Below are 17552 nucleotides of genomic sequence, written 5' to 3'. Positions count from 1 at the left end.
TCCTCCACCGGCTCGACAACCTCAAGAAGTAGCCGGCCGGCGTCAAGCCTGTCTGCAAAGGCCTCGCGGAAGCTGCCCAATATGCTTCCGCGAGGCCTTCTCATTCGTAATATCCGACCTGCGGGGTCTTGGCCCGCCGCCTCGGCAAGTAAGACAGACTCAGCTGTAGCATAGTTCGCAATATGAGTGATCGGCCACGCATGGCGTTGCCACAACGGGTTGCCACAGCGGTTGTTCCTCAATGCGTATGCGTTAAGGAGTCAGTCGTTGGAGGTAGCTTTATCGTGGGTTTATGTTGTGTCCGTTGAGAAAAGAGCGAGGAAGGATTGTCCATGAGAGCTGGACATAGTGCAGGACTTGTATTCCATATGGTGCCGGTTGTGATTGCGGTATGCATGTCGCTGGCGATGGCGCCAGCAGCATCCGCCGCAGACGTGGATGGTTCATCATGCTCGGTAGGAGTAAGTTCGATTGCCCAGTGCTTCCCGGATCGGAATCTTGCCGATGCGGTCGCTGAGGCTAATTCAAAAAGGCCGAGTGACGTATTCACCCAACAGATTATTGACAACACGACAACTTTGAGACACGCCGCTGAAGATTCAACGCACACGAATGTCGATGCCAGTAAGTCTATTACAAGCCTGAAGGGCATTCAGCGCCTGCAACGCGTCAGGGAAATCAGCTTATGGGGGGAAGGGATTCATGATTTATCACCGCTGTACAGTCTTCCTCAACTATCCATACTCTGGATTGGGAAATCTGACAAGATAGATGTCACGCAGATTTCACGGCTTACACAGTTAACTGAATTGCACCTTTATGCGGATCATATTTCCGATGTTTCTTCGCTGAACAGACTGGGCAAGGTAAACTCCCTGGATTTATCCGACAATGGCATAGCAAATGTGGCAGCGCTATCCAAGCTAACGAATCTGGTCTCGTTGAATCTGGGGGCCAATCAAATCTCTGACATATCTCCCTTGCAGAATTTGACGAAGCTGAATGATCTGGATCTCGGCGAGAACGATATTACCGACGTGACGCCGCTGTATGGATTGACGGGCTTGACCTCGCTTGATCTTTCAGGGAATGACATCACTGACATCCAACCGCTTCGACAGCTGTCGAAGCTTCAGATACTTTCGCTTGGTTCCAACAGGATTCGCGATGTCAAGGCGTTATCTGGGCTGTCCAATCTGATGCGGCTATCGCTCTCGGATAACGATGTTTCGGATATCACTCCGATCAGTCGCCTTACCAAATTGGTTGTTTTGGGACTGAGCGCGAATAGGATCGCCGATTTTTCTCCGGCTTCCAAACTGCCTCATGTCATTGATCATTACTTGTATTCTTCTCACCAGCGTATTGGAGCGGCAAGCATGTCGGTGAAGCTGGGTGGCTTGGTGAGTTTGCAGGCTGCTAAGGGGCGCGACGGCAGGTATATGCCGATAGCCGGTTCGTCTCCTAGCGGCGCGACACTGGATCAGAACACCGGCAAGGTGACTTGGCGGAACGTATCGGCCTCAGGAATCTACTCGTACACGTTCGGTGATAAGAACACGGATCCTGATTACACTGGCGGGGTTTCGGTGTGGGTGTCAGTGCCGGGGACTTCGGTCACACTTCGCGACGTCGCTGTCTCCGATGTTTCTTCGCACGGGCCGGATGTCCAGTGGCTGGCGAATGCCGGCATCTCGAGTGGGTATCCTGATGGCACGTTCCGTGGGATGCTGCCGGTGTATCGCCAGGATATGGCGGCGTTCCTTCGTCGTGAGGCAGGACGACACGGTGACGACATCGCGTCCAGTGCGGATGCGGATACAAAATTCAACGACGTGACGGAAGATACGCCGCATGTGATCGATATTTCATGGCTGGCCCGTACCGGTATCACGACAGGTTATTCCGATGGCACGTTCCGTGGAATGCTGCCGGTGTATCGTCAGGATATGGCTGCGTTCCTTCGTCGTGAGGCGGTGTTGATGGGTGTGCCGGACGCTTCCTCGTGGAAGCCGTCGGACGCGGATTGGAGGCGGTTCCGTGATGTGTCGCGGGATACGCCGGCCGCGTTCCTCCACCGGCTCGACGGGCTCAAGTAATCGATAACAGTTAGGGGCCGCAAACCGCAATGTGCGGCCCCTAACTTGCCGAGAAGGCGATTGCCTCCAATTCTCACAGCTGGGTGTTGAGATGATGAATCCAGTATTAGGGGTCCCTTACTCCTATGATAAAGATTGTATTTGATTCGTAACCGAGTAGAGGTATCAATGCCAACCATCAAGTTCGCCAACATTCTGTTGGAAAAAAGCTCCCAATCGCTGAGCTACCCCTCGCTATATTGCCGCGCCGACGGAGAAATCGTGAAGGACAAGACCAGCGGAGAGTGGACGCTCTATGATGCCGGCAGCTACGATTTCACCACCTACTTCAACTCACTGTCAGTGGCAAAGCTGCAAAAATATACGCGGGCGACATCCGGCAAGCTGCATCTGGAACTAAAAGGTGCGGCCACCCGCATCCAGCAGACCAAGGGCGGTGTGTTCTCGGCGCATTCGGAGCCGGTCGGAGAACCATTCGCTTTGCCGTCTAGCGACACATGGCAGACTCTGGACATTGACCTGCAAATCGATGACGATGCCGTAATCGTCGGCTTCATCATCGATACCGAGGGAGCTGTGCAGATCCGCAACAGCTACTATCAACTTGAGATCGATGGTGACTTCCGGCCGGTCGAACTGGCGCTTGCCACCACGACCTTCAAGAAGGAAAGCTTTATCGAGCGTAATATCGCCCTGATCAAGGAACATATCTTCGCATCCGGGGAAGATATCGCCGATCATTTCCACATGTACGTTATCGATAATGGTCGTACGCTCGATGTAGACAAACTGAGCGACGAGCATGTCACTATTCGGCCGAACCAGAATGTCGGCGGAGCCGGCGGCTTCACCCGTGGCATGATTGAAGCCATGGAACAGCGCGTTCCCGCTACCAACATCTTGCTGATGGACGATGACGTCGCGGTTTCGCCGGAGAGCATCAAACGCACGTACAACCTGCTTCGCATTCTCAAGCCGAAGTATCATGATGCGATGATCAGCGGTGCCATGCTCAACTATGAGATTGGCGAAGACCAGTGGGAAGACACCGGTTATATGACAGATGAAGGTACGTTCTGCCCGGCGAAGCCTCCACTGCGTCTGACCAAGTTCGAGGATGTCGTGTTCAACGAGGTCTTCGTGCTGCCAAAGCATATCAAGAAGGAACAGAGGTATGCGGCATGGTGGTACTGCTGCATACCGATCAGCGTCATCAAGAAGGAAGGCCTTCCGCTGCCCGTGTTCGTCCGCTGCGACGATGCGGAATACGGCACTCGCTGCCAGCGTGAATTGATTACCATGAACGGCCTGTGCATCTGGCATATGTCTTTCCATGTGCGGTACAACGCAGCCGTGGAACGGTACCAGACCACGCGCAACACGATGATCGCCCAATGCACGACCGGCTTCGCCAAGAAGTCCGACTTCATGTACGAATTGCACAACAACATCAGGCTTGAGCTTAAGAAGTTCGGCTATGCCAATGCCGAGCTTTGCCTCGACGCTTTCGAGGACTTCCTCAAAGGGCCGCAATTCATCAGCCAGAAGGGTGTGGCCGAGGAAACCTTCATGCGTGCCAACAAGCGCAAAGAACAGCTGGTTTCGTTCGATGAATTGCAGAAGCAAGCCGAACAGATGCGCATCGCAGGTTTCCATATCAGCCAAATCAACCGTCAATTGGTTGACGGCGATAAGCCGCGCTCCTATGTACAGCGGCTGCAGGACTACACCACTGATAACGGCCAGCGTTTTGTGAAAACCGAGGGTGAAGGCTATGCGGTCATCCCGTTGATCGGATGGGCATATCCCGCCGGTGCGATTCGTGGCAAGAAGTACCTCATCGTCATCGACTGGTACAACAAGAAGGGTGCCATTCGCGTGAAGGACTCCGCGCGATACAACGCCATTCTCAAGCGCTATAAGCGCGACCTGCGTTATTACAAGCATAATATCGACCGTTTGCGTGCTGAATATTCACAGGCTCGTCCGAAGCTGACGTCTGTGGAGTTCTGGAAAGACTACCTCGATATGAACTGACACCATGCCGGCTGTTTGGAGCTACCCGAGTAGTGATAACAGCCGGCATGATAAAACGGCCGTGCCCGCTAGCACGGCCGTTTTTCATTACGCTAAATCCGCGGGCGGGGGAAGTGAAGGTTTTCCGCCGCTATCTTGCCTCAGATACCCTCCTGATAGGATGACTTGTTGTGAAATCAGTAATTGAACGTTTGCAGGACCGATACCGGTATGCGCTAGTGGTGTTGCGCGGGCTGGTGAAGACCGATTTCAAACTGCGTTATCAAGGCTCCTTCCTCGGAGTCGCATGGTCCGTGCTCAAACCCTTGATGCTGTTCGCCGTAATGTATCTGGTGTTCGGCAAGTTTCTGCGGATGACCGACGGCACCCCCACATATCCGGTGGTATTGCTGCTCGGCATCTGCTCATGGAATTTCTTCGCGGAAGCCACCACGGTCGGTCTGCATTCAATCGTCGACCGCGGTGATTTGCTTCGGAAAATCCATTTTCCCAATTACATCGTCGTTGTCTCCGCAACATGCGGATCCATGATCAGTCTCGCCATCAATTACGTCGTGGTCCTGGTGTTCGCGATTTTCAGCGGGGTGCATTTCACGTGGCGGGTTCTGTGGCTACCGCTCAATGTGCTGCAACTTTGGGCGCTGGCCTTGGCTGTGGCTTTGCTGTTCAGCACCATGTACGCGTACTACCGGGATATCGCGCACATCTGGGAAGTTCTGCAACAACTGGTCTTCTACGGCATGCCGATTATCTATCCGCTGACCTATGTGACCAATAAGGGCGGATTCTATGCGCGTGTAGCCCGTCTCGAGCTGTTGAACCCCATTGCCCAGTCTATTCAGGACATCAGGCATAACTTCCTCGCGCCTGAGACCCAGCCAACGATTTGGAATCAATTCGCCAGCTGGTGGGTGCCATTGATACCTCTGGGATTGACTGTGCTGTTGCTCTGGCTGGGCATTTCCGTGTTCCGGTCAAACAGCAGGAAATTCGCAGAGGTCATGTAAGGAGGGGAATAGATGGCTAGTGTACAGCATTTGGATGATCGCACGGTGAAGAGGCGCTCCTATAAGGAAGCCCCTGTTGTACTGTCCGTCGACCATGTCAGCAAGGCATTCAAGCTGCCGACCGAGCAGGCGACCGGCCTCAAGCAGGCGTTCATTAACTGGACCAGAGGCATCAAGGGCTACAAGATGCAGCATGTACTCAAGGACATCACCTTCGATGTGCATCAAGGAGAGTTCTTCGGCATCGTCGGCCGTAACGGCGGCGGCAAGTCCACGCTGTTGAAAATCATCTCGCAAATCTACTACCCCAATCAGGGGACAGTGGATGTGCACGGCAAACTGGTTCCGTTCATTGAACTCGGCGTTGGTTTCAATCCAGAGCTTACCGGCCGTGAGAATGTCTATTTGAACGGTTGCCTGCTGGGCTTCACCCGTGAACAGGTGGATGCCATGTACGATGACATCGTAGAATTCGCCGAGCTGGAAGACTTCATGGACCAGAAGCTCAAGAACTATTCTTCCGGCATGCAGGTCAGGCTCGCTTTCTCGGTGGCTATCAAAGCACAGGGAGACATCCTGGTGCTTGACGAGGTCCTTGCTGTAGGCGATGAGGCATTCCAGCGTAAATGCAACGATTTCTTCACTGAAATCAAGAAAGATCCGACAAAGACCGTCATTCTTGTGACCCACGATATGGGGGCGGTGAAGAAGTACTGTACCCGGGCCATGATGATCGAAGACGGGCACGTCGCCGCGATCGGTGATACGGAAAGCGTCGCGGATCAGTATACGCTTGCAAACCTCGAAGCCGAAAAGAAAAAAGAGAACCTCGAAGCCAAGCGTGATCTTGCACACGGCGAATACCCTGAGGGGCTCAACAAACGTTGCCCTGTCTTACGTACTTTCCCCATTTCCAAACCCATGGTCACCAGTGACGATATCTTCCGTTTCGGCGTTGAATACCAGTTTGACGAGCCCGGGGACTTCTATCTCGCCATCTCGATGAACGATATCCGGCGTGGTGGTATCACATACGATACGGGTGCGAAGGTGTTCAAGATGAAACAGCACGGCCACCACACTGTGGAATTCCAAGTGCCGATGAAACTATTCAACAGCGGTGAATTCAGGTTGTTCACCTCGTTGCGTGTTCCCAGCGCCACGAATCCGGATTTCACCGATATGGTTGCGGTGGCGACCGGGAACAATGCCTGTACTGTAGTGGTGCGTAATGAAACCGGTGATCCGTACGCATTGCTGAATCACAAGGCGATGTTGGTTACTCCCGCCGATGGCGAAACGAACGTGGAGATTGTATCTAAGCAGGCGTTGATGCAGACTAAGCCAACGCACCCAAAGAGGTGAATGGCATCGCCTAGTCCGAAGCGCTAGAGGATGAGACTCGAAACACAGCTTGCACACACAATGGGGGTGTCCCACAGAAATACTGTGGGACACCCCCATTGCCAGTTTTGTTCGAGGTCACTCCTGGGCGGGATTATCCTTGAAAATCTTCTCCCACGTTTCAAAACTGGTGAACCGCGGATCAGTATATGCGTCATGTAGACGCTTCCAATTCCGATACAACGCGGAACCCAGACGGATCGCCTCCCTGACATCACGGCGGAACAGGCGATCGTCGCGGCGCATCCAAGTAACGGAGTTACCGTCAGAAGAAGTCACCAATGCGGAATCGACCCCGTTATACGCGTTCCAAGTGGATTCACGGGTCGGAACCGCGACGTCCGGAGTCTGAGCCTTACGTCCATCGCGCGGCAACAACATCGCTTTGCCAAAGGCGATTGCGCAATCGATTGCGCGCTGTCTTGCAGTCATCGGTGCTGTACTCGGCGGGACGAAACGGCGTTTCGGCTCCGGGAACGCGTCGAAATCAGAAACGGATCGCGTATCCGGGAAAGAAGTACGGTACTGTCTGATTTCAGCCATCAGCGTCGGATAGATATCGATGAGATGCTTCGGACCACGCAGCACATCTTTCAATGCCATATGGTGCAACGCGATGCCTGAATAGACAAGATGAAGACCCATATTGATATCCGCTGAAACCACATTGAGCAGCGTGGAACGAGCCGGCCGCGGATAATGCATCAAAGCGAACACCCAACGGTTACGTTGCACAAAATACTCCTCCCACGTGCGGGAAGGATCTTTGTCATGCCACCCCTGATGCCACACCGCGACACCGGGGAGCGACACCGTCGGGTAGCCATGTTCCTTGGCACGGAACGAATAATCGATATCGTCATACTTGATGAACACCGGAATCGCGAGTCCGATTTCGCGAATAACCGATGTAGGAATCAGACACATCCACCAACCGTTGTACCCTGCATCGAAACGCTGATGGCACTCGGGGGAGTCTCGTAACGGGTCCGTGGCGAAATCATGGGAGCCCAAGGCGTTCCTCACAGGCATGCGACGCGCGTCGATATCCTCGCCTTGAGCCCACAACACCGTACGATTATCCAGATGCAGCATGCCGCCGCCCACCAACAGCGGTCGTTTCGCGTAATCCGCGAACTGCACGGCGCGCACAATCGCCTCTGGCTCGCTGATCGCGTCATCGTCCAGCAGCAGCACATACTCGCTGTTGCCAGCCTTGCAAGTCTCATACATGCCACGGGAGAAACCGCCGGATCCGCCGAGGTTACCCTGCCGCAGATACGTGAGCTGGCCGCCCAAGTCCTTGGCAACCGCATCGAAATCCGGCTGATTGCATACCAAATCGGTGCCTTGGTCGGTGCAATAGATGGTGTCGAGGCGCTCGCGGACGGACGCTTCCCCGGCAATCGCCTTGAGCTGGTTCATGCAGTAGGGTGCCCGGTTGAAGGTGGTGATGGCAATCGACAGTGTGGTGCGGTCTTTCGCTCTGCGTTCCTCGACTGGCACCTGCCAACCGGCATCACTGACCGTGAGTGTGGAATCCGGCGCTGCTTGGGCGTCGAACCAGAAGAATCCGCCGTCCATGAGGCCTTTCATATCGAATATGCCAGAAACCGCAGTGGGGGCGTCGGCGTCGATGTCGATGCTGCCTGCAGGGGTGATCAGGCCGCGGCCGTTCGACCGGAAGAGGTTGATCTGTCCCTTGCCTGCCGCTGTGGCTACGAACCGTACGTGGCTCACCGCAGTCCACCGGCGCCAGTAGGAGGCGGGGAAGGCATTGAAATATGTGCACAGGGAGGCGTGGCCGCCCTGATGAACCTGCAACTCGGTGCGGGACAAGCATGTGAAGGAGTTCTCGGGGGCTGATGTGTCTGTGGTACCTTCGCGAAGCAGACGCACCAAGTCACGGCGATTCATACGTGTGGTGTCCACGCGAAGCTGGTTGATGCGAACGTCTTGGGCGCCGGCGTCAATATGCGGACGAGTCCACTCGATGGCGTACAAGGGGAGTGTCAGATCCTCGTCTTTGGTCGGGAACACCACGCGGTTGACGGTTTCCCACGCTGGTGCTTTCTGAGAGTCTACGGTAGTGATGTCGGACTGCGTCATGCCGACCAGTATACAAAGCGTCGCGTATTACCGGTGTCGTATACGAGTGGTTCGCGATGATTGAACGTTCCCTGTGAAATCACTTCATGACTGTCATGAAGTCAGTGTTCTTGAGATACTGTTTGCCGGCGGTGAGATCATATTGGATGAGTTGATAGTCGTGAAGCAGCTCTTTCTGTTGCGCACTCAGATTCTTTTGCAGGATGCGATTGCCCTCAGCGTCCAGATACACCGGTTGATTGGAATCTCCTGCAGAAGCGGGAACGGACATGGCCGGTATCGCCGCATGCATGTCGGTCAGGAACGCGAGATATGGCGAGACTTTGGCGTTGAGATGTTGTGCAGCTTGTGCCATGAAGTAGTTCGAGGATGTATACGCGCTCGCTGCTTCATCGAGCTTTGTAGAGGCCGAAGCGGAGGCGGTGTTTGACCAGATGAAATAGTCGGTTTCATGCAAGTCGATTTGATATTTCTTGTGCGCATTGGCAGCTGAATAGATGCCGGGCAGATGATCGCCATAGAAGATAACGGTTATTGGGCGGTTGATACCGTTAAGTTGATTGAGAAAGTCGGCGGTCGCTTGATCGGTATAATTCACGCCTTTCGCATAAGTTTCTATTGCCATTCTGTCACCCTCGTTGATGTTTGTCGAGGTATCTCCAGCTTCCTTGAATTGATTGTCAGCGTACCAATCGTTGTAGGGCATATGGTTCTGCATGGTAACCAGTTGCAGGAACTGACTGGAGTCTGGGTTGGCACTGACATAATTGAGGACCGCGGTGTAGAATGACGAATCCGATGCCTGTTCGGCTGAGTCAATCGGACTGAGATTTTTCAGCAGCGGTTTCTTATCGACAGCATAGAACTTTGAGAATCCGAATTTCTGATAGTTTGTGTCACGAAAATACATGGTTCTCAAGTATGCATGGAAGGCCAGCGAGCTGGATGTTCCATATGCTCGGTTCCAAATCTGGTTGAATGTTGGAGTCCACGTTTGCTTCGGCACCAATTGCTGGTATGGAACGGTCAACGAAGGATCAAAATTGGACAGGCTCAAGCCGGTCAGCGCTTGGTATTCAATGTTCGCAGTACCTCCACCATATCCAGGAGAGAGCATCAAGCCTGACGTAGTGGTTGATTTGATGGCGCGAATATTCGGCATAGGATCTTCCGCGAAGGAAACTCCAGGAACGCGAGTGGGGTCTGAAAGGACTCTGACAGAATGAGAATCACAGTGCTGTCCGTAAGATTAGAGGTTCGTCCTTTGTTTATTGTTTCCGCTTCATTCTGATATTTATCAGCTAGTTGATACATGCTGGCTTTGCTGTAATCTTCTGGTTTCGTCATCGTCTTCACATGTGCGAGACGCAGAAAATTCACTGCAGGGCCGTTAATCTGTGCGTCTTCGAGCGCCTTCCATAAATGAGGAACATCCGAAAGACTGGCAGAAAAATTGCGGGCCCACGACCCTGCTGTCCCCATGCCCCACGTAAACGACACGCACAGCACCACGCTGAGTATGGCGGTTGCCCACCTGCACACCATGGCGGTGATGTTCTTGACGCTGACGAATTCCGAACGCTTCCACGTGTACGGAATCAGCCCGCGGCGCCGGTCGAGGAACTGCAACACCACGCACACCACAATCAGCCAGATCACCCCGGTTACGGCGGAGTTGATGAGGATCATGTCTTTCTTCGTGGTGAATGACATGATGCTGTCGCCGTTGCCACCTGTGATGAACTGCAGGTCGGCCGGAATGATCGGCTCGTTGCGCAGCTCCACCTTGATTTTGTCGGCGATGGCGAACACGGTCATCAACGTGCCGAAGACCGCGGTCGCCACCCAGAACCGGTTGATGACCAGGATCACCGTGAGATAGAGCACGCCCAGCACAATGAAGTTCAGCCACGCCTGGTAGCTCTGGTGCAGCCAGATCTGGCTGACGAAACTCGTGAGCTGCCCGGCGACGGAATTCAGCGCCTTGGTCTGGTCGTCTACGACCTGCCCCTTTGCGTACGTCGGCTCGGTGTAGACGCTCCATTGCAGTCCGATGACGCTTGCCGCGGTCACCACAATGAACACAATGGTGTAGAACGCGAAGGAGAAGCGCATCCGCTTGTCCCAGATGCGGGTCTTGAAGAACTGCCAGGCGGCAATGAATGCCTTGAATCCGCGGGTCGCGGTCACGCGCTGCCATTGTGTCGCAATCCGGGTTTTGATGGGGGAGAAGACGCGCGACCACCATGAGCGGGCGGGTGTGATTATTGCTGCTGCAGTGGTTCGGAATAGTGTCGCCGCGCGTTTCGAAAGCGCATTCGAAGCATCAGCGTCTTTGGATGAGGGAACTGCCTCGTCCGGCTGTTCGGTGGAAGAATGGTCCACCGCTTCAGTTTGATTGGAAACCTTACGGGGGGTGTTTTCAATAGGGGCATTACCGGTGTTGTCCTGCCGGGCGCAGGTGTCGTCTGGTGCGGATTGCGGCTGGAGCTCCTCGTCGGGTGTCGATTGTCCGAGTTCAGATGATTCCGCCATACGCACTACTCCTGTTGCCGGTCACCATTGCGATACGCAGCATATCGTAGCGGCCCGGGATAGACAATATACGCCTTGGAAAATAAGCGGATAACAGGCGGAAAGAATACTGAACGGCCGCTGCGAAAATCTTCGACGATGGAGACTGTCGCAGCGGCGGATGCTGTTCCGGTCGCGGCGGGCGGGGGATTTACGGGGCGTGCGAAGAGGGGCCGGCACCCCTTCGCTGTCTATTTTGCGGTTGCGATCGTCTTCTTGCGCCCGCGCCGCTTCATGACCCCGGCCGTGGACTGGTCCAGATCGAAGACCGCCGCCTTGTTGGCGTCATCTTTCTCGCCGGGAACCGTATGGTAGGCGACATGGTCCTCGTCGACATCCTCGAACGTGAAGAAACCGGTGACCGCGTCAACGACCGACAGGTCTCGGATGCTGACGGACAGGATGTTCTTCTTGCCAGGCTTGCAGAATTTCACCGCGTTGCGGTCGTGTCCGGTGCATGGCTCGATGGCGACCTGCCTGGTTTCTGGATTGACGTAGATCTTGACGAATTCGGGGTACTCAAGGTATGCGACGGTTGCCTTGTTGAAGCGCACGATGGTCTTGGTGACAGTCATGCTCGGCTTGCCTGCAATCTTGCGGATGGTGACTTCTTTGAATCCTTGTAATGCCATCGATGTTGTGCTCCTTATAGTCGGTATACGGTATTATCGCATTTCAAGCATATATCATATGCATATATCGTGTGAAATCCTATATTTCAATATTGTGCATTTATTAGCACTCTTCTCTGCATGACTTGATACTAATCCGGTCTGGTATCGCGTCATATAATCCACATCTGTGCGATATGCTTGCAGCATAGTGAAAACACGGTGGATATCGGGTGAATGATGCGAGGGCGAGGCCTCGAATTCGGTGCCTAGTGGTAATATCGAAGAGTTTTGCAATAGGAGATTTCCGAAAGGATTGGGGAACCATTGACCATCGCCGATTTGCTCCAGGCTGTCCGTAAACACCTGGTTGCCGCTATCGCCGCATTCATCGTTGTCGTAGGTCTCGTTGCGGCATATACCTTTCTGACCCCGCCGAAGTACACGGCGACGGCCCAGCTCTTCGCCACCTACGCCGCACAGAGTGAGACGCAGACCTCGTCCGACATGAACTCCGGCGCATCCTACCTGTCCACGCAGATCAAGACGTACCCGCAGCTGGTGAAAACTGAGGCCGTGCTCCGACCCGTCATCAAGGAGCTCGGCCTTGACATGACGACCAGCGAGCTTGCCGCGGAAGTCACCGCGACCAACCCCAGCAGCACCTTCATGGTCGATGTCTCGGTCGAGGACGGTGACGCCGCACGCTCGGCGTCCATCGCGAACAGCGTCGCCGAAAGCCTGTCCAAGCAGGTCACATCATCCCTGTACACGGATGAGTCGACGAAATCCCCGATCCAGCTCACCCTTGTCCAGAAGGCATCCACGCCCCAGTCGCCAAGCTCGCCGAAGACCGCGCTGTACATGGTTGCAGGCGTTGTGCTCGGCATCATCTGCGGTATCGGGATCGCCCTCCTGCTTGACATGCTCAACACCAAGGTCGAGGGCGCATCCGATGTGCGTGAGCTGACCCACGCCTCGTCGCTTGGCTCCATTCAACGGTCCAATCTACTTGGGGAATCCCGTCCGGTCGTCATCTCGCAGACCAGCAGCAAGGAAGCCGAGGAATTCCGCCGCATCCGCACCAATATCGCGTTCCTTGCCCCCAACACCAAGGAACACGGTCACCTGCTGGTGATCTCCTCCACTAGGCCGAGCGAAGGCAAGACCACGGTCTCGTCGAATATCGCGGCCGCCATCGCCGAAGCCGGCAAGAGCGTCCTGCTCATCGACGCAGACCTGCGCCACCCATCTGTTGCCAAGAAGCTCGGCATCGAAGGCCAGGTCGGTCTGTCCCACATCCTTTCCGCACAGGCGACCCCGCGCGACGTCGTGCAGAAATACTGGAAGCAGAACCTCCACGTCCTTCCTGCGGGCAAGCGCCCGGCGAATGCCAGTGTGCTGCTCAACTCCGAAATCATGACCGACATGGTCGATCAGGCACTCACCCAATACGACTACGTAATCATTGATACTGCACCGCTGTCCGTCTCCGACGATGCTGTGGTGTTCGGACGCATGGCCGACGGTATCATCCTTGTCGTCGGCCGTGGGGTCGCCGACAAGAAGGAGCTCGAGGAGGAAACCACCTCGCTCAAGGAAGTTGAAGTGCCGATTCTTGGCTTCATCCTCAACTACGCTGACGAAAAGAAGCATTCCGGCAAGAACGGCAACTACTACTATTACTACTATGAGGATTCGCATAGTGAGCATGGCGCCGGACGACACGGCGGCAAGTGAGGCTGTGATCCCATCGGCTGACGCATGAGTAGAGGGGGGCGGCAGGAACCCAAGGTTCCCGTCGCCTCTCGCGCGTATGCGGCAGTCGACGGGGGTACGGGGATTGCCTTACCATGGATACAGACGCCGTACAACACGCTCGCATGATGATGGGTTGAGGATTGACGGATCAGAACGGACAGGAGTGGAACCAATGACAGGACAGGAGCAACAACCCGTGGACAAGAACCTGCTGTTCCCCATCGCCCCGTCATCCGCGGACACCCCTGCGACAACTGGCGGGCCTGCAGAGAAGCCCAGCACGCCCGCGCCCAAGTCCCAGCCTGCGCCCGATGAGCCGTCCGGCATGCATGACGCTGTTGCGGGGGTCTCCCACACGCAGGGAGCGGAAGCCGGTACTGCCACGGCGGGCCAGGAGCGACAGACAACGCCGGAAACGTCCGACGAATCGGGGATCCTGCCCGGGGACATCGTCGACACGAACTGGAATATCCCACTCATCACCTTCCCGACCTGGGGGTCGCTGCTGGAGGGGAACGCAGAACAGGGCGGCCATGTGCAGGATGGGTCGAAGCAATCCGGCGGCAGGCAATCCGCAGGACAGACAGCGGAGCCTACAGTATTCACACCGTTCGAAGCCCCCTCGACAAAACAGCAAACGCCTGACGGCAAAGAACAGTCGCAACGATCCAAGACCGAGCAGTGGCTGACCGCCGCCGCCCAGGATCGTGGTGCACAGGAGACACAGCAAATCAACGCCGTCCAGCCGGACCGCGACATTGCTGCCAAGCCGACAGTCGCATTGGCGGCTTCTCCTGCCGCTCCGGTTTCTTCCGCTGCATCGGAAGAAACCGGAGTTCCGGCCGCGAGCCCTACGCAGCCCGCTGAGCGGACTGAACCAGGTACCCTGCTGGCACCCCCAGCGCCGACCGAACAGGATCTGCGACACGAACGGACTGCCAACGCCGAAACCGAGACCATGACACCGATCTCGTCAGCTGCGGTCGTTGCCGGCACCGCAGCCATCGCCGCGAACGTGGCGGCCCCGGGAGCAGTCAAGACAACCGCCGCCCGCACCCTGCACGCCCCCGATGAGACACCAGCACCCGCCAACGATGCGGTCAAGTCATTGAGCGAGGAATTGCAAGAAGAAGGCGCTGGCGTCTCCCAGCCGGTCCGGTCGGCGCAAACCGGGGACAACGAGAAACAAAACAAGGGCGGGCGTGCACGGAGCCGGGCCATCGTCACGGTCTTCGTCATCATCACCATCGCGGCAGCCGCCGCGGGACTGTACTATCTCACCGGTCTCATCCGCACCAACCGTGACCGCAGCAGCGCCTACGCCAGCTGTACGCAGGCCTACAGCGCCTACAAGGAAGAGTCCGAGACCCTGGCCCAGACGCTGAAGACAACAAAAACCCAGCAAAAGGTCGGGACCGACCAAGTGGCCGACGTCATGACCGTAGAACGGCTCAAAACCGCAGTAGACAAGGCGAAATCCGTCGGCAAGCCCGTGGCCTGCTCCACGTCGATGAGCACCGACGCCATGCGGAAGGCCGCTGAAACCAACAAGACGCTCGCCAGCCAGCTGACCACGGCCAATTCCACCATCAAGGCTGCTGCCAAGGAAGTCAAAGCCAGCGTCGCAACCAAGCAGGACAACGACTATAACACCGCAGTCGATACGCTGAAGACCTCCACCAGCGAGGCGACCACCCTGCTGGCCAACAGCGAAGGTGTCGTCGCTGACGACCAGACGCGCACGACTCTGCAATCCGCCATCGATGCGGCCAATGCCCTGCTGCAGAAAGACAAGCCCGCACTCGCGGACGTCCAGAAAGCACAATCCGACCTGCAAAGCGCCTCCGACGCGGTCAACGAGTCGATGGAAACCTACAAGACCCAACGGGCTGCCGCTGATGCCGCTGCCGCCGCGTCCGCCGCAGAGGCCCAGGCCCGGCAACAGTCGCAACAGCAGCAGTCGCAGCGGCGGTATTCTTCCTCGTCGACATTGGGAACCGGCGGAAGTACGACCCAGAATCCTCAGAACCAGTCGACTGAAGAACCGGACAACAATACGTCGGGAAACACCGCTCCATCGGAGAATCCTACTCCAGACAATCCGCAGTCCGAATCACCAAGCCCAAGCGCTTCCGCTACAGAGTGACATTTGATGCTCATGTTGTGTGCTCGTTCGCACGCAGGATGAGCGCGTACATACCCGTATGTGTGTCTCATCGGCGAGGTGCTGCCGGCGATTCCCGGTCTAGGGTTTGACTAGAGGTTTGGTCTGGAATTTCCGCGGACACGCAATCAACCCGGGAAATACATGGTGTGGCAAGGATACCGGGGAATCGGGCTGCTCCGGCTCGGTTGTGCTGGGAGAAGATCGGCGGTATTCCGCGGTTTCGTGATTACCGGTCTGCGGTATCGCCCCATCCGGATGCCGGCAGTCGCTCCATGCTTGGCGTATGCGCGGTCGATTCGCATCGTGTGGAAAGGATACCGTGCTCCAGAGCGTGCCAAGATCAAGGATCCTGTGCACGAATCCGCGGTATTCTGCGGTTTTCCTAGCGCCGATTAACCCACTGCATCGGCCCGGCCCATGGTTTCCTGTCCATACCGTGCGATTCGGCCCGGGAAACCGCCACCGCGGAGCATCGATCGGTACGTGAGGGAGCGGCACGGGGAAGAACACGCGGCAGATGGGTGTACACGGCAGGGAGAGACAAGCAGCGGCGATGAAGAAGCGAGCATATACGCGTCCGAACACGATATGACATTGCGACATGACCAGCGTGGCACCGTCATGCACTCCATGAGCTGTCCGCCGCCCCGCAGCAAAGGCCAGAAACGGGGAATCGCGGAACGCCGAGCAAAATCCTGCCGCCGGAATAACAGAACCGGCACCCGGGGCATTCCCGGATGCCGGTCTGGAAGATAACCGTGCAGCGGTATCAGTAGCTATGCGCGCTCAGCCAGTGTGCGTACGCACCCTGTACGGAGCCATAGCGCGAATTGCAGTAGCCCCAGAACCACTTGAGCTGTGTCTGATAGTTGGTGGCCCAGTCCGCACCCGCCGACGCCATCTTGCTGCCGGGCAGCGCCTGGGGAAGGCCATATGCGCCGGAGCTGGCGTTGGTGGCGTTCACACGCCAACCGGACTCATGGGTGATGATGTAGACGGTCGCGGTGAAATCGGCCTCGCTGCCGCCGTTGGCGATGAGATAGTCATGCGCCCACTGCTGCATCTCGCCCACCGGGGTGGTGGTGCCGATATCGGTGCTGGCTGCGGCGGAAGAACCCGACGTGGTGGTCTTGGCGGTGCCCGTGCCCACGAGGATGACCTTGTCGACCGGGGCGGTTTTCACATATGAGGCGAATACGTTGGACGATACGACCTTGCCACCGGCGCGCTGCACCAGGCTGGTGGTCTCCATCACGCCTTCCTTGCCCTCGGTCTCGACCTTCTCGGTGCCCTTCGGCAGGTCCGCGGTTTCCTTGCGTACGACGTTGAACGCGATGGCGTCATCGGAGGTTTCCAGGTCGGCGCCGGCGCGTTCGATGGTGATGACCGTGGATTCGCTGACCTTCGTGGTCAGCGAGGGGGAGACCGTGTCGGTCGGCTCAAGCGTGATGTTGCCGGCTTCAAGGACGGACTTCACATCGGTGAAATCCTTGCCCAGCACCACACGGGATTTGCCGTTGATCTTGACGGTGATATACGTGGTGTCGGCGTCGGCGCCTTTGAGGCTGCTGCGCGTGGTGCCGCGGGAGACTTCCTGCGCGTTGGTGTCGGTCGCCGAGTAGGAGGTGACGGTGGACTGGTGGTGTTCGGCGGCATAGTAATTGCGTGATGCGATGCCGGTGCCCGCGAGGATGCCCACTGCGGCGATGACCGCCATGATCCTGACGCGCTGACGTTTCGTCAACGCCTGGAGAGTGGACTTCTTACGGTGGTTAGCCATGTC

General features: G+C 56.4%; 11 protein-coding genes. 6 read left to right on the top strand and 5 right to left on the bottom strand.

Going from position 1 to position 17552, the window contains the following annotated elements; genetic code table 11:
* Nucleotides 1-332 precede the first annotated feature (332 nt).
* From WD012_RS02775 to WD012_RS02760, 4 genes are all read left to right on the top strand, one after another.
* Nucleotides 333-2099, top strand: a complete 1767-nt coding sequence (locus WD012_RS02775; RefSeq protein ID WP_339562257.1) for a leucine-rich repeat domain-containing protein — start codon at nucleotides 333-335, stop codon at nucleotides 2097-2099.
* Between the two features lie 168 nt (nucleotides 2100-2267).
* Complete coding sequence (locus WD012_RS02770; RefSeq protein ID WP_339562256.1) at nucleotides 2268-4136, top strand: glycosyltransferase family protein; 1869 nt, start codon at nucleotides 2268-2270, stop codon at nucleotides 4134-4136.
* 170 nt (nucleotides 4137-4306) lie between these two features.
* Nucleotides 4307-5143: an ABC transporter permease gene (locus WD012_RS02765; protein WP_339562255.1), complete on the top strand. Its 837-nt coding sequence runs from the start codon at nucleotides 4307-4309 to the stop codon at nucleotides 5141-5143.
* Between the two features lie 12 nt (nucleotides 5144-5155).
* Entirely contained in the window at nucleotides 5156-6508 is a 1353-nt protein-coding gene (locus WD012_RS02760) for an ABC transporter ATP-binding protein (protein ID WP_339562254.1), read from the top strand.
* A 117-nt stretch (nucleotides 6509-6625) separates the two neighbouring features.
* Here the strand turns inward: WD012_RS02760 and WD012_RS02755 are convergent, their stop codons facing one another.
* The 4 genes from WD012_RS02755 to WD012_RS02740 form a co-directional block, all read right to left on the bottom strand.
* Nucleotides 6626-8656 carry a glycosyltransferase gene (locus tag WD012_RS02755; RefSeq protein WP_339562253.1) on the bottom strand — a complete coding sequence of 677 codons (2031 nt, stop codon included), beginning with the start codon at nucleotides 8654-8656 and terminating at the stop codon, nucleotides 6626-6628.
* Nucleotides 8657-8735: 79 nt separating this feature from the next.
* Entirely contained in the window at nucleotides 8736-9818 is a 1083-nt protein-coding gene (locus WD012_RS02750) for an LTA synthase family protein (protein ID WP_339562252.1), read from the bottom strand.
* The gene (locus WD012_RS02745; protein WP_339562251.1) at nucleotides 9773-11191 is read right to left on the bottom strand and encodes an LTA synthase family protein; all 1419 of its coding nucleotides are present in this window, start codon (nucleotides 11189-11191) and stop codon (nucleotides 9773-9775) included. Before WD012_RS02745 ends, WD012_RS02750 begins: the two co-directional genes overlap by 46 nt.
* A 230-nt stretch (nucleotides 11192-11421) precedes the next feature.
* Nucleotides 11422-11862: a hypothetical protein gene (locus WD012_RS02740; protein WP_339562250.1), complete on the bottom strand. Its 441-nt coding sequence runs from the start codon at nucleotides 11860-11862 to the stop codon at nucleotides 11422-11424.
* A gap of 306 nt (nucleotides 11863-12168) precedes the next feature.
* Here WD012_RS02740 and WD012_RS02735 point away from each other — a divergent pair, with 306 nt between their 5' ends.
* Together WD012_RS02735 and WD012_RS02730 are read left to right on the top strand one after the other, a co-directional pair.
* Nucleotides 12169-13581, top strand: coding sequence for a tyrosine-protein kinase domain-containing protein (locus tag WD012_RS02735; protein ID WP_339562249.1), 1413 nt, complete (start codon nucleotides 12169-12171; stop codon nucleotides 13579-13581).
* 193 nt (nucleotides 13582-13774) lie between these two features.
* Nucleotides 13775-15748 carry a hypothetical protein gene (locus WD012_RS02730; RefSeq protein WP_339562248.1) on the top strand — a complete coding sequence of 658 codons (1974 nt, stop codon included), beginning with the start codon at nucleotides 13775-13777 and terminating at the stop codon, nucleotides 15746-15748.
* Nucleotides 15749-16538: 790 nt separating this feature from the next.
* Here the strand turns inward: WD012_RS02730 and WD012_RS02725 are convergent.
* On the bottom strand, nucleotides 16539-17549 hold the full coding sequence (locus WD012_RS02725) for an aggregation-promoting factor C-terminal-like domain-containing protein (protein WP_339562247.1): 1011 nt from the start codon (nucleotides 17547-17549) through the stop codon (nucleotides 16539-16541).
* Nucleotides 17550-17552: the final 3 nt, after the last annotated feature.

It is taken from the genome of Bifidobacterium thermophilum (assembly GCF_037482445.1).
In the GTDB taxonomy this organism is placed as follows: Bacteria; Actinomycetota; Actinomycetes; order Actinomycetales; family Bifidobacteriaceae; genus Bifidobacterium; species Bifidobacterium thermophilum_B.
Note: the sequence above shows the minus strand (reverse complement) of the source record. Positions and strands in the feature narration are given on the sequence as shown.

Coding starts and splice junctions, on each gene's coding strand:
- WD012_RS02755 (WP_339562253.1), bottom strand. CDS start 8,656: ATGACGCAGTCCGACATCACTACCGTAGACTCTCAGAAAGCACCAGCG.
- WD012_RS02750 (WP_339562252.1), bottom strand. CDS start 9,818: ATGCCGAATATTCGCGCCATCAAATCAACCACTACGTCAGGCTTGATG.
- WD012_RS02730 (WP_339562248.1), top strand. CDS start 13,775: ATGACAGGACAGGAGCAACAACCCGTGGACAAGAACCTGCTGTTCCCC.
- WD012_RS02745 (WP_339562251.1), bottom strand. CDS start 11,191: ATGGCGGAATCATCTGAACTCGGACAATCGACACCCGACGAGGAGCTC.
- WD012_RS02760 (WP_339562254.1), top strand. CDS start 5,156: ATGGCTAGTGTACAGCATTTGGATGATCGCACGGTGAAGAGGCGCTCC.
- WD012_RS02770 (WP_339562256.1), top strand. CDS start 2,268: ATGCCAACCATCAAGTTCGCCAACATTCTGTTGGAAAAAAGCTCCCAA.
- WD012_RS02775 (WP_339562257.1), top strand. CDS start 333: ATGAGAGCTGGACATAGTGCAGGACTTGTATTCCATATGGTGCCGGTT.
- WD012_RS02725 (WP_339562247.1), bottom strand. CDS start 17,549: ATGGCTAACCACCGTAAGAAGTCCACTCTCCAGGCGTTGACGAAACGT.
- WD012_RS02740 (WP_339562250.1), bottom strand. CDS start 11,862: ATGGCATTACAAGGATTCAAAGAAGTCACCATCCGCAAGATTGCAGGC.